Source organism: Flavobacterium erigeronis (genome assembly GCF_054075165.1).
In genome coordinates this window covers 262263-276460 of sequence record NZ_JBSKGP010000007.1, presented here as the reverse complement: position 1 = coordinate 276460, position 14198 = coordinate 262263, and the positions used below count along the sequence as shown (strand labels likewise).

General features: G+C 34.3%; 10 protein-coding genes. 5 read left to right on the top strand and 5 right to left on the bottom strand.

The window, feature by feature from the left end; genetic code table 11:
• The first annotated feature begins 68 nt into the window (after positions 1 to 68).
• Complete coding sequence (gene frr, locus ACWA1F_RS15460) at positions 69 to 632, top strand: ribosome recycling factor (protein WP_125717836.1); 564 nt, start codon at positions 69 to 71, stop codon at positions 630 to 632.
• Positions 633 to 750: 118 nt separating this feature from the next.
• Entirely contained in the window at positions 751 to 3246 is a 2496-nt protein-coding gene (locus ACWA1F_RS15455) for a DUF5686 family protein (RefSeq protein ID WP_456894806.1), read from the top strand.
• A 242-nt stretch (positions 3247 to 3488) separates the two neighbouring features.
• Here the strand turns inward: ACWA1F_RS15455 and ACWA1F_RS15450 are convergent, their stop codons facing one another.
• From ACWA1F_RS15450 to ACWA1F_RS15440, 3 genes are all read right to left on the bottom strand, one after another.
• Complete coding sequence (locus ACWA1F_RS15450) at positions 3489 to 5759, bottom strand: cation:proton antiporter (RefSeq protein ID WP_306153322.1); 2271 nt, start codon at positions 5757 to 5759, stop codon at positions 3489 to 3491.
• 113 nt (positions 5760 to 5872) lie between these two features.
• On the bottom strand, positions 5873 to 6592 hold the full coding sequence (locus ACWA1F_RS15445) for a LytR/AlgR family response regulator transcription factor (RefSeq protein ID WP_456894804.1): 720 nt from the start codon (positions 6590 to 6592) through the stop codon (positions 5873 to 5875).
• A complete protein-coding gene (locus ACWA1F_RS15440) occupies positions 6555 to 7316 on the bottom strand; it encodes a sensor histidine kinase (protein ID WP_306153326.1) in 762 nt (253 codons plus the stop codon). The genes ACWA1F_RS15445 and ACWA1F_RS15440 overlap by 38 nt, the downstream gene beginning before the upstream one ends.
• A 222-nt stretch (positions 7317 to 7538) precedes the next feature.
• Here ACWA1F_RS15440 and ACWA1F_RS15435 point away from each other — a divergent pair, with 222 nt between their 5' ends.
• From ACWA1F_RS15435 to rpoN, 3 genes are all read left to right on the top strand, one after another.
• Complete coding sequence (locus tag ACWA1F_RS15435) at positions 7539 to 9905, top strand: efflux RND transporter permease subunit (protein ID WP_456894801.1); 2367 nt, start codon at positions 7539 to 7541, stop codon at positions 9903 to 9905.
• A 421-nt stretch (positions 9906 to 10326) separates the two neighbouring features.
• Positions 10327 to 11772 (top strand): asparagine--tRNA ligase, encoded by a 1446-nt coding sequence (gene asnS / locus ACWA1F_RS15430; protein ID WP_306153330.1) that lies wholly within the window; start codon positions 10327 to 10329, stop codon positions 11770 to 11772.
• A 166-nt stretch (positions 11773 to 11938) separates the two neighbouring features.
• Positions 11939 to 13399 carry an RNA polymerase factor sigma-54 gene (rpoN, locus tag ACWA1F_RS15425; RefSeq protein ID WP_306153333.1) on the top strand — a complete coding sequence of 487 codons (1461 nt, stop codon included), beginning with the start codon at positions 11939 to 11941 and terminating at the stop codon, positions 13397 to 13399.
• A gap of 91 nt (positions 13400 to 13490) precedes the next feature.
• On the opposite strand, the gene ACWA1F_RS15420 is transcribed toward rpoN, so the two are convergent.
• Together ACWA1F_RS15420 and ACWA1F_RS15415 are read right to left on the bottom strand one after the other, a co-directional pair.
• Complete coding sequence (locus ACWA1F_RS15420; RefSeq protein ID WP_306153336.1) at positions 13491 to 13901, bottom strand: type II toxin-antitoxin system VapC family toxin; 411 nt, start codon at positions 13899 to 13901, stop codon at positions 13491 to 13493.
• Positions 13901 to 14161 (bottom strand): DUF6364 family protein, encoded by a 261-nt coding sequence (locus tag ACWA1F_RS15415; protein WP_306153338.1) that lies wholly within the window; start codon positions 14159 to 14161, stop codon positions 13901 to 13903. Before ACWA1F_RS15415 ends, ACWA1F_RS15420 begins: the two co-directional genes overlap by 1 nt.
• Positions 14162 to 14198: the final 37 nt, after the last annotated feature.

Genomic DNA, 14198 nt, shown 5'->3' with positions numbered 1-14198 from the left:
GTTAGTAAATTTTAGATGCATTTATTTTAAATCTAAAATCATACATCTAAAATCTAAAATTTAAAAAAATGACTGAAGAAATAGACTTTATTTTAGAAAGTACTGAGGAATCTATGAACGGTACTATTGCACACTTAGAGAAAGAATTTCTTAATATTCGTGCAGGAAAAGCTTCTCCGGCTATGCTTGGAGGTGTTTTTGTTGATTATTACGGATCTGCAACACCGCTTTCTCAAGTATCTAAAATTAGCGTTCCAGATGCGAGAACAATTACATTACAGCCATTTGAAAAAAATATGCTGTCTGTTATTGAAAAAGCTATTTTGATTGCTAACATTGGTTTTAACCCAATGAATAACGGAGACGTTATCATCATCAGTGTACCGCCTTTGACAGAAGAGCGACGTCGTGATTTGGCTAAACAAGCAAAATCTGAAGCTGAAGATGCTAAAATCGGTATTCGTAACTCTCGTAAAGATGCTAATACTGATATTAAAAAATTAGAAAAAGAAGGAACTTCTGAGGATATCTGCAAATCTGCAGAAGAAGAAGTTCAAAACTTGACAAACGCTTACATTAAAAAAATTGATGAATTATTGGCTTTAAAAGAAGCTGAAATCATGAAAGTGTAATTAGTTTTGCGATAAAATAGAAAATCCGTCTGGTGAATTGCATCAGACGGATTTTTTTATTGTTATTTTTGCATACGAAAATTAAATTCTTTTCGTTTTTGAAACTATATCATTCTGTATGAAGCTATTTTGTTTTTTGACTTTGTTTTTTACGCTTACCCTTCAGGCGCAAATTCAAATAAACGGAATCGTAACCGATTCAAACAACAAACCCCTTCCGTTTGCTACCATTACCACCTCAGAAAACAATAACACTATTACAGATGTTGACGGAAAATTTATTTTCAAAATTAGCAATTCAGCCACATCGCTTACGGTTTCTTATATTGGTTTTAAAACCAAAACGATTGCCCTAATTAGCAGCAAAACCTTTTACTCTATATCGCTTTTACAGCAAACCGATGACTTAAAAGAAGTTGTGGTTTCTAATGAAAATCCCGCCTTAACGATAATAAAGAAAGTTATTGCGAGTAAATCGACAAACGATCCGCAGAAAAAGCTCAATAATTTTGAATATAAAACCTATAACAAACTTATTGTAACGGCAAACCCTGATTCTATTGACGGACGTATTGACACTTCAGCAGCATACAAAGATTTCGATAAAAAAATCGTCAACATTGATTCTTCGGATTATAAGTTTAAAGAAATTGTCAGCAAACAGCATTTGTTTCAAACAGAAAAAGTTTCTCAATATCAGTTTGGGAATAACAAATTGAAAGAAACTGTTTTAGGAACAAAAATAGCTGGTTTCAAACAGCCTATTTATGAAGTACTGGCTTTCAACCTTCAATCTATCTCGATTTACGATTCTAACTACGAATTGTTCGAAACCAAATACGAAAATCCGATTTCTAGGAATGCGACTTCCAATTACAATTATAAATTGTTAGATACTGTCAGTATAAAAGGTCGCGATACGTATATGATTTATTTCAAAAACAAATCAAAACACAGAGTTTCTGGACTAGAAGGCGTTTTATATATTGACAAAGAAAATTTTGCTGTCGCGAAAGCCGTAATGCGAATTAAAGGCGTTTTGGATATCAGCGGTGTTCATGAATTTGAATATATTCCGAAAGAAAAAATTTGGTTTCAGAGCAATACCACTTTTAAAATCGTAAAAGGAAAAAATGATGATGATATCCGAATTTTAGGCGGCACCATTCAGTTTGACGGGGATATTGAAGAGAGTTCCGAACCAAGAAAAAAAGTCGCTTCAGATTTCACCTATCTGCTTTCAGAAAGCAATAGTTTTGATATTCGTGTAAACAACAATAATCCGATAAAAAATCCTTCGCTTTATATCGAAATCAACGACGATGCGGCCAAAAAACCAGAAAGTTTCTGGGAAGCCTATCGAAAGGAAAATTTGGATTTAAAAAGCCAGAAAACCTATTTATTATTAGACAGTCTTTCTATTCGAAACAGGATTGAAAAACGTTTAGGAATTGGCCGAAAAATCATAAATGGCTTCTACCCGATTGGCCCGATTGATTTGGATTTAAAGAAAATTATCAGCTACAACAATTACGAAGGTTTCAGACTTGGTTTGGGCGGTATTACAAACGATCGTTTTTCAAAAAATTTCCGTCTTGAAAGCTACACGGCTTACGGAACAAAAGATGGTGTTTTTAAATACAGTGCCGGCGGCGGCGTTTTGTTGGACAAACATACCAATACTTGGTTTAATGCCTATTATGCCGATGATGTCCGCGAGATCGCAAGTACTGTATTTGCGGTAGATAAACGTGTATTTAAAATCTACGATCCGCGCCCGATAAACATTAGCACTTTTTACGAATATACGGGATGGCGTGCCAATGTGCAGACTAAATTTATTCCGAAAACGGAAGCTGTTTTGGAAGTTTCGAGAAATTTAATCGAACCAAAATTTGATTATCTTTTTAATCTCAACGGAAAACTGTATTCGAGTTATATTATGACCACAGCAATGCTTTCTGTTGTTTGGGCACCTTTCAGCAATTATATGCAGACTCCGACGGGAAGAAATGAAAGCGATAAAAGATTTCCGAGATTTACTTTTCAATACACACAATCTCTCCCAAGCGTTTTTGACAATGATTTTACTTTTAGCAAAATAGATTTTAAGGCCGAATACGAAAAACAGTATTTAAACCGCCAGAAAACAAGCTTGCTTTTACAGGCAGGTTATGCAATGGGCGATGTTCCGATTACGCATTTGTACAATACAGCTCCGAATAACTTGACTAAAGAAACCGTTATACAGCGTATCACTTTTGCAGGAAGAAATGCTTTTGAAACGATGTATTTTAACGAATTTTTCTCAAGCCAATATCTGATGTTTCAAATCAAACATGGTTTTGACCGAATCAGAATTATGAAAAAGGTTCGTCCTTCGTTAGTCTTAGTAACGAGAATGGCTTGGGGAAGCATGGAAAATCCAGAACAGCATGTTGGTCCAACTTACAAAACGCTTGATCGAGGCTTTTTTGAATCGGGAATTGAATTGAACAGAATCTTTAAAGGTTTTGGTTTAGGAGGTTTCTACAGATATGGTCCAAATCAGTTATTGAGATTTGAAGACAATATTGCGGTTAAGATTTCTTATGTACTTGATCTTGGATTGTAGATAGTTTTAAATTCCAATCTCAGCCAGTTTTTAGCCACGAATTCACGAATTTATTTCCTTAAAATTGCGAAAATTTTACCGATGAATTCACGAATTGTTACTAAACTATTTTGCAAGATTTGTGCAATTTGTAGAATAAGAACTGCGCAAAGCAAATCATTAAAATTCGTGAATTCGTGGCTAAAAAAAATCCAAACCCCAACAAAAATTGGAATTTTAAAATATTGGAATTTTCTCAATTTTTATGGTTTAAAAATCAAAACCGATGGCGAATTATTCAGCCAGATGCTTTGAGATTCTATTAGTTTTTTCCAGCTTTCTAGACTGATGATCATTAAATCCTGACTTTCTAAAAATTCTTTCTTTAGCGTTCTGTCATTCATAATCATAATATGATTTGGCGCAATCTGCTCGATAGAACGAATGGTTTCTTGAATTTCTCTTGTGTTTTTCACTTCTCCGCCAGCGTCTAAAACCGTAATCTGAGAACCGTTATTATTGATTAGCTTTTTGGCATATTCAATTAAAAAAGCATCTTCTTTACTAAAAACTGGCATTAAAACGCGATTGACATCTTCTAAGTTTTTATCGATAAAAATTCCGACTGGCATTCTAGATTTTGTAATAATGTGGCGCGTTCTTTCATCGAAAGGAGAATTTTCAAACAAACCTTCTTTTCCTGTAAACTTATCAATCAAACGATCTGGATTTACCATTCTGGTCGTAAAACCAAGTATTTTTCCAAGTAAAGTTCCGTCAAAAATAGACTGACCTAAACCTACCAATAGCAAATCGTATTCGCCATGATTGGCCGTATCAATTATATCCGAATCAATATCATTAGAAACTTTGAACAAACTCAACATATCCTGATTCAGCGCATGCGATTCTTCAATAACCGGAACCAGCATTTTGCGCTCATATTCTTTCACATCAAAAGAGTGCACTTCTGTACTTAACGAAATATGCATCGCTGTTACGATTGAATTGTCTGCTTGTTTTTTCACCAAACTGTTGGCAATTTTGAGTAGTTTTTTCCCTTTTTCTGGAGTTGCAAACGAAAGCAGAATCTTAAATTTACTTTTGCTTCCTATTTCTTGAGGAACAGCCGTGACCTTATCTTTAAAAATAAATCCGATGAAATCTAATGCTGGTCCCGTCATAAAAGTAGTGATCAATGCCATAATAACCATCATCGTAAAGATTTCTGTAGACAATACACCAAGATCATAACCGATATTTAAAACCACAAGTTCCATTAAACCTCTCGTGTTCATCAAGGCACCAATGGCCAAACTGTCTTTCCAGTTTTGTCCCATAAATTTTGCGGCGAAAGCACTTCCGAAGAACTTACCCACAACGGCAACCAAAATAATCAAACCTGTAATTTTCCATAATTCAGGATCATTCAACAATCCGATTTGTGTACGCAAACCAGTAAACACGAAGAATAATGGTAATAGAACAATAATGGCAACGTCTTCAACCTTTTCAATAAATATATTTCTGAATTTATTGTTTTCAGGCATGATTACTCCCGCTAAAAAAGCTCCAAATAAAGCATGAATTCCAATTAATTCAGAAGCATAAGAAGATATTAAAAGTGTGATAAAGAAAATCGCAACAACTGGTTTATTCAAACTTTCACGAGTTGCATTCAAATCTCCTACTCTTTTCAAGAACGGACGAACGATTTTTAGCATAATGATTACATACAAAATCGCCATACCTATAACATAAAGCGAACTCGAAAGCGAGCCTGCTTTTACAATCGCAATAACAACCGCCAAAATACACCACGCTGTAATATCATCTGCTGCGGCACACGTAATGGCAATCGTTCCTAATTTTGTTTTCTGCATACCGCGTTCTTGCACAATTCGAGCTAAAACCGGGAAAGCAGTAATACTCATGGCAATTCCCATAAACAATCCGAAAGAAGAAAACTCAACTCCTTCTGGCGCAAAAGTTTCGTATATAAAATAGGCCAATGACAAACCTAAAGCAAACGGAATTACGATACTGGCATGGCTAATAACAACAGCATCATGCGCTTTATTTTTTAGGACTTTCAAGTCCAATTCCATTCCGATCACAAACATGAAAAGAATTAAACCGATCTGGCTTAAAAACTGTAAGTTTCCTAAAGATGCTGCTGGGAATAAAGCTGCCGAAAACTCTGGAAAATACATTCCGACTAAAGATGGCCCTAACACAATTCCGGCAATCATTTCTCCGATTACCGACGGCTGGCCTATTTTTCTAAAAATCCATCCAAACAGACGAGCAACCAAAATTATGGTGACGATCTGCGCTAATAAAATAGCAAGAGGGTGCTGCAGATTCTCGACCATCGAATGAAGAAAGTCTTTCCAATGATTGCTTTCAACACTTTTCTTTACAATATTACGGCCCACTTCTAATGAGGCGCCTTTAGAAATTACCCAATATATTAGCGCTGTAAAACCACCAATAATTGTAACATAGAATATAGAGTTCTTAATGTTATTCATAACTCGTTCTTTAGATTTATTTACGCAAATATCAGAACTGAGTTTTACGTGAAAAAGCAAATTTCCAGCTAATTTTCAATGTATGTAACAAGTCGGAAAAACTTTGTAATAAGTTATAATTTTACCTTTTTTAAAAAATCAGAACGATAGGTTTCACTTAAAATTAAGGCTGTATTTTTATTGTTTTCGTCCAAATGATGCAAGACAATTTCGTTATGGTTAAAGAATTTTATCGCTTTTACAGCTACGATTTCCTTTTTATTAATTCGGCAGAAATCGGCATCTGGCAATTCTTTTAAAAGCGTGTCGAATTTTACATTTTTCAAATTCAGAAAACTTCCGTCGGTAAGCAGCACCGTTTTGTCTCGACTGTCGCTTAATGTAGTTGTGATGTACTGGATTTTATTAAAATAAAGCAGCGTTTTTCCCTTATCAGTATTAAGCTGAATGAATTTTTTATCCGAATTTGATTTTTCAAAACGTTCAAGAGCCTTTGAAATCGCTTTTTCTAAACGCTCCAATTTTACAGGTTTCGTAATGTAATCTACCGCATCTATATTAAACGCTTCGGCCGCATATTCCTTGTACGCCGTGCAGAAAATGACCAATTTATCCTGAAGTTTTTCAGCCAGATGCAATCCGTCAATTCCTGGCATTTCGATGTCTGAGATTAGCAGATCGAAATCCAGATTCGAAATATCAGACAAAAGTTTCTCCGGATTATTAAATGTTTTTACTATTTCCAGTTCAGGAATCTGTTCGCAAAGCATTTTTAAGTACGTTAATCCCGGAAGTTCATCGTCCAGAAGCAAGCATTTCAGTTTTGTATTCAAGTAAATCAATTTTTAGATGAGCAATATAAACGTCGTTTTCTATAAACTTATCGAGTTTGAAATTGTTTTTATAAATAATGCGAAGACGATGTTCGAGTGTGGCATGGCCAAAACCGCTTCGTTCTTTTTTCAGCACTTTTTTATCAGAGATTTTATTGGAAACCGTCATAAAAAAAGCATTGTCTTTAAACTCAAAAACTACCGTAATAAAAGCATCGGGACTTTGTAGATCGGCATGTTTAAAGGCGTTTTCAATTAAATCGATCGAAATTAAAGGTGCCAGCAAAGGCTGATCGTACAATTTATCTTCTTGATTAATATTGGTTTTGACTTTGAGCTCAAAAAGCGGACTGATTTTGATTTTATTGATTTCGATTAAATTAAGAGCAAAATCTATTTCTTCTTTGGCTGTTACAAATTTCTTTTTGCTTTCATACAAAATATAATCCAACACATTCGCTAATTTGTCCAATGCAAAGTAGGTTTGGTAAGCATGCGACTGAATCGAATTTAAAATATTTTTAAACAAATGCGGATTTAGTTTTGATTCTAAATTCTCCAATTGCAAATCGTTCACTTTTGATTCTAAAGCATAGAAACTTTTTTCGGCATCTTCTTTGGCTTTTTTGGTTTGCATTAATTGATAAACCATAAAACAAATAATGATAATGAGAAGCAGAAGAATTGCCAGAAAAATAAAAGTTGTTGTATTGTTTTGCTGCATCGCTGTTAAACTATTTTTAAGTACAAATTACAATAACCGATTTTTTTTATTGCAAAATTAATTGCAAATATGGCAAAAGCAGACGACTAAAAAGCAAAAACCAAGTAAATATATCCTATTTTTAAGATGTTACGGTTTGTGTTAACATAAAGTAAAATAGAGGCGATTGTTTATGATTTCGAGCACTTTTCACTACATTTGCAACCATTTTTTAAAGATGTTATGAAAAACGCTATTCAAGTTGGATTTTGGGAAAAACTAGCCCGAATCATACTTAAAAACAGAATTACGATTCTGGTTATACTTTCTGCTTTAACCATTTTCTTTGGTTATCAGTGGAAAAATCTATCTATGACTTATACAGAGGCAAATTTGCTTCCTAAAGATCATATTGCCAATAAAGATTATCAAAAATTCTTAGACAAATTTGGTGAAGAAGGAAACCTAATTGTAATTGGTTTTCAAGACAAAAACTTTTTTACGCCTAAAAACTACGCCGCTTGGAATGAATTAATGACAGGCTTGAAAAAATCTAAAGAGGTAGATTTAGTCGTTTCTCTAAATGATTTGAAAAAACTGGAGAAAGATACGGTTAATGAAAAATTTGTTTTAACGCCTTTTATCGATCAAAGTAAAGTTTTAGATCCTGCTTATTTAAAAAAGGCTCAAGACGAATTGTTTAACAATCTGCCTTTTTACGAAGGCCTTTTATTCAACAAAAAAAGCGGAAGTGTACGCTCGGCGATTTACATGAATAAAGCTTTGGTAAACACCGCTGAAAGAAAAACTTTTATTCTGAAAACTCTGGTTCCGAAGATTGATAAATTCGAAAAAACAACTGGAATTGATCTGAAAGTTTCCGGAATGCCGTACATCAGAACGATTAACGCTGATAATATGAAAGGCGAAATCGGACTGTTTATTGGAGCCTCTTTATTGACGGTTTCGTTAATTTTCTTTTTCTTCTTCCGTTCGTTTAGAGCAACCTTTATTTCGATCTGTATTTTAATTGTCGGCGTAACTTGGTCATTTGGAATGCTTGGATTATTGGGTTATAAAATCACCATTTTAACAGCTATTATTCCGCCGCTGATTATCGTAATCGGAATTACAAACTGTATTTTCCTGATTAACAAATACCAGCAGGAAATTAAAATACACAACAATCAAGCAAAAGCTTTACAGCGCGTAATTTCAAAAATTGGATCATCAACTTTGATGACCAATTTAACCGCAGCAATCGGTTTCGCAACTTTGATGATTACTGGAAACGAATTGCTTTTTGAATTTGGTTTGGTCACTTCTATCAACGTGCTTTCTGTTTATACGTTGACACTTTTTATTGTGCCAATTATTTACAGTTTTATGCCATTGCCGAAAGCAAAACATTTATACCATTTAGACAAAACGTATATTTCGACGCTTTTAAATTCTGTTGCTACAATTGTTAAAGGCAAAAAGACAATTGTCTATATTATTTATGCCGTACTTTTTGTTATCAGTTTAAATGGTGTTAGACAAATGAAAGTTTCGGGAAGTTTGATTGGTGAAATGCCAAAAACAGCTTCTTTCTTTAAAGATATTTTATTTTACGAAAAAGAATTTAATGGTGTAATGCCTTTAGAAATCATGATTGACACCAAAAAGAAAAAAGGTGTTATGAAGGCTTCGACGATTCGTAAAATGGACGAACTGCAAAATACAATTGCAGAAATTCCAGAATTGGCAAAACCAGTTTCTGTAGTGAATTTGGTGAAGTATTCTAAACAGGCTTTCTACAATGGAAACCCAGAATATTACCAATTGCCGACTTCGCAAGAGCAAACTTTTATTTTGAGTTATGCTAAAAATGCGACTAAAAACAGCAAAGAAAATCTAATGAAAGCTTACGTAGATTCGACTGGACAATATGCCAGAATTACGACTTTTATGAAAGATATCGGAACTGATGAAATGGCAAAAGTGGAAGGAAAAATTCGCAAGAAAATTGATGAAATTTTCCCAAAAGACCGTTACGAAGTTACGATTACTGGTAAAGCATTGGTTTTTCAGAAAGGAACAACTTATTTGGCGCACAACTTAATCGAGTCATTGCTTTTTGCTATTGCAACTATTGCAATTTTAATGCTTTATTTGTTTAGATCATTCAAAATGGTTGCGGCTTCTTTGATTACGAATATTTTACCGCTTTGCATTACTTCTGGATTAATGGGTTATTTCGGAATTCCATTAAAGCCTTCAACGATTTTGGTATTCAGTATCGCTTTCGGAATTTCGGTTGATAATGCGATTCAGTTTATGGCGAAATACAAACACGACTTGATTCAAAATAAAGGAAAGGTGAAGAAATCGGTTTTCAGTGCCTTGCGAGAAACTGGAGTAAGTACTTTTTATACTTCTGTGGTTCTGATTTTAGGTTTTGCGACTTTCACTTTATCAAGTTTCAGCGGAACTATTGCGCTTGGAGGATTGATTTCTTGCACTTTGGTTTTTGCAATGTTTGCGAATTTAGTGGTATTGCCTTCACTGGTTTTAACTTTTGAAAAGAAGAAAACTAAGAAAGAGGAATTGGAGAATTTGGAGAAATAGAGATTTTTTGTTTGCCACGAATTTCACGAATTGGCACGAATTTAAATAAGTTACACCTTTGTCAAAGTTTAAAACTTTGACAAAGGTTTTTACAATAATTACGGATAAAGTTTGTCATTCCGAGGAACGAGGAATCTCACTCGAAACTCGACAAAGATTGGCGATTCTCTTTGCGGAATTACTAGTGAGATTCCTCGTTCCTCGGAATGACAAACTGGTTCAAAAAACTTCTTTTGAAAACGAGTCCCCTAGCCCTGATCGAAGCGGCATCCTTTCTATTTTTTCTTTAAAAATAGAAAGATACAGCGAAGAGCAGGAAACAGCTTCAAAAATTAATTATTATCGTTTATATTTGCAATTCGATATAAAAACACTGATTTAGTTTTAAGCTTAAGTCAGAAATCTAAAATCTTAAATAACAATGAAACACACAAAAGTTAGAGACTTATTAAACAGTACGACGACGTTACAGGAAGTGAATGCAAAAGGATGGGTGAGAACTTTTAGAAATAATCAGTTCATCGCTTTAAATGACGGTTCTACCATTAATAATATTCAATGTGTTGTTGATTTTGAAAATACGCCAGAAGAGACTTTAAAAAGAATCACGACTGGAGCTTCTGTTTCTGTAATTGGAACTTTGGTTGAAAGTAAAGGTGCGGGTCAGAAATACGAAATTCAGGTAAACAAACTTGAAATTCTTGGAGATTCTGATGCAGAGAAATTCCCAATGCAGCCTAAAAAACACTCATTAGAATTTTTACGTGAAAACGCTCACTTACGCGTTCGTACAAATGCTTTTGGTGCGATTATGCGTGTTCGTTCGGTATTGTCTTATGCAGTTCATAAATATTTTCAGGATAAAGGTTTTGTTTATGTAAACACGCCAATTATCACGGGAGCTGATGCTGAAGGTGCTGGAGAAATGTTCCAAGTTACTTCTTTACCGTTGGATAATTTGCCGAAAAACGAAGAAGGAAACATTGATTTTAAACAAGATTTCTTTGGAAAACATACGAACTTAACGGTTTCTGGACAATTAGAAGGTGAAACTTTTGCAATGGCTTTGGGTCAGATTTATACTTTTGGACCAACGTTTAGAGCAGAAAACTCAAACACTTCTCGTCACTTGGCTGAGTTCTGGATGATTGAGCCAGAAGTTGCTTTCAACGACTTGGATGACAACATGGATTTGGCTGAAGATTTTATTCAGTATGTAATTAAATATGCTTTAGACAACTGTAAAGATGATTTGAAATTCTTAGAAGGAAGACTTTTGGAAGAAGAAAAATCTAAACCACAGGCAGACAGAAGCGAAATGAGTTTGTTAGAAAAACTAAACTTTGTTTTAGAAAACAACTTCAAACGTGTTTCGTATACAGAAGCAATTGACATTTTAAGAGATTCAACTCCAAATAAAAAGAAAAAATTCAGTTACCTAATCAACGAATGGGGAGCAGATTTACAGTCGGAACACGAGCGTTATTTAGTAGAAAAACACTTTAAATGTCCAGTAATTTTATACGATTACCCAGCAAACATTAAAGCATTTTACATGCGTTTGAACGATAACACAGAACCAGGAAGAGAAACGGTTCGTGCAATGGACATCCTTTTCCCTGGAATTGGAGAAATCGTTGGTGGTTCTGAAAGAGAAGAGCGTTACGATGTTCTGGTTCAGAAAATGGAAGCTCTTGGAATTGACAAAGAAGAATTATACTGGTATTTAGACACCAGAAGATTTGGTTCTGCAACACACGCAGGTTTCGGTTTAGGATTTGAGCGTTTGGTATTGTTTGTTACTGGTATGACAAACATTAGAGACGTAATTCCTTTCCCAAGAACTCCAGGTAGTGCAGAGTTTTAATAAAAGCTTCTAAGCTTCTAAGATGCTAAGGTTCTAAGATTAAAAAAAGACCCTTAGCATTTAAGATGCTAAGGGTTTAAGTTTTAAAAAATAATTTAATTCGAATTAATTCGTCAACATAAGAGACTAAGCATCTTAGAAGCTTAGTGCCTTAGCACCTTTATATATGCTTAAGCAATTTTTAAATTTAAAATTATCTCAAAAATTATCTCCACAGCAAATCCAGCTGATGAAGTTAATTCAATTGCCTACGCAAGCTTTTGAACAGCGTTTATTGGAAGAAATGAACGAAAATCCGGCTCTTGAAGCTGGAAAAGAAGACGACTACGAAGCTGATGAATATGCTAATGACGACTATGACGATTATGATGATAACGAATCGGACAGAATCGAAGCAGACGACATTAACATTGACGAATACTTAAGCGACGACGATACGCCTGATTACAAAACTCAGGTCAACAATTATAGCGATGATGAAGAACGCGAAACTCCTTTTGCGGCTCCGATAAGTTTTCATCAGGATTTGATTAATCAGTTGAATACTTTTATTTTGAATGATGAAGAGCGCGAAATCGCTGAGTTCTTAGTGGGAAGTATTGATGATATGGGATACATCCGCAGAAGCATTCCAGATATTGTAGACGATATGGCTTTTACTCAGGGAATCTATACTGATGAAGCGATGGTCGAAAAAATGATGACGGTAATTCATGAGCTGGAACCTTCGGGAGTTGGCGCACGTGATTTACAGGAATGTTTGTTGCTTCAATTAAAACATAAAACACCAACTGAATATGTTGATTTAGCGATTGACATTATCGAAAATCAGTTTGATGCTTTTACGAAGAAACATTACGATAAATTATTACAGAAATATAGCGTTTCGAACGAACAGCTTAAAAAAGCGATTCACGAAATTGAACGTTTGAATCCGAAACCGGGCGGTTCTTTTACTGGAAATAATAAAGTAACGGAAAATATCGTTCCCGATTTTGCCATTAGAATTGTAGACGGCGAATTGGAATTGACTTTAAACGGCCGTAACGCTCCTTCTCTGCACGTTTCTAAAGATTATCAGGAAATGATGCAGACGTATAAAGAATCTCGCGATAAATCGACTGCGCAGAAAGATGCGGTTCAGTTTATCAAACAAAAACTAGATTCTGCAAAATGGTTTATCGATGCGATCAGACAGCGTCAGGAAACGCTTTTTGTTACCATGAATGCGATTATGCATTATCAGGAAGAATATTTCTTAGACGGTGACGAAACCAAGCTTAAACCAATGATCTTAAAAGATATTGCAGATATGGTTGGTTTGGATATTTCGACGATTTCGCGTGTAGCCAACAGCAAATATGTGGAAACGCCATACGGAACAAAACTAATTAAAGAATTCTTCTCTGAAGCGATGAAAAATGATCAGGGAGAAGATGTTTCGACTTTAGAAATCAAAAAGATCCTTCAGAATACTATTGAAGAAGAAGACAAGAGAAAACCGCTTCCAGACGATCAATTGGCCGAAATCTTAAAAGAAAAAGGATATCCGATTGCGAGAAGAACGATTGCTAAGTATCGCGAACAGCTTGATATACCGGTAGCGAGAATGAGAAAGAAGATTTAGATTTTTTCTTTTTTAACCCATATAAGAAATATAAGTTCATTTAGAATAGCAAACCCGACAGTTTTTGAAATCTGTCGGGTTTTATTATTTTTTACTTCATTGAAGCTAAAAATTCTGCTGGACTCATTACCGAAATTTCAGAATTTTGAAAATCTTTCTTATTTCGCGTTAAAATAACATCACTTTTATGATGTAAGGCACTAAAATATTGTACTGCATCTTCAAAATCATTAAAATTTGAAATTAAGCTCTTGTCAATAACAATTTCATCTGTAGTAGAAACTTCACAGATAAAACGCAATTTTTTTAATGCTTCCAGCACTACTTTTTTTTCAATTTCTTTAGAAACAACATATACAGTATTTACAAATGACAAGGAAGAAGTCACTAATTTTAGCTGTTTGTTTTCTGCCAGAGATGCAATAATTGCAATCTCATTAAAATAAGGTTCACGTTCTCCAATTAAATCAATTAGAACATTTGTATCCAGAAATAATATCATTATTTATGTTTTTCAGATAAATAATTTTCCCTGTCTTTTTTATAATCAAAATCATTGGCAATTTTCCCTTTTCCAACGGCAAGACTTTTTACAAAAGAACTAATTTCATTCTCTTCTCTTTTATCCATTTTTTCAAGCTGAATAATTGTTTTTAAATAATTCTCAATCAAAAGCGACAAACTGTGTTTATGCTCGGCAGCATAGATTTTTGCTTTCTCAATTACATCTTTATCTAACTTCAATGTCAATTTTGCGTCCATGATCATTTATTTTATACGTACAAATTTAAAAAATAAA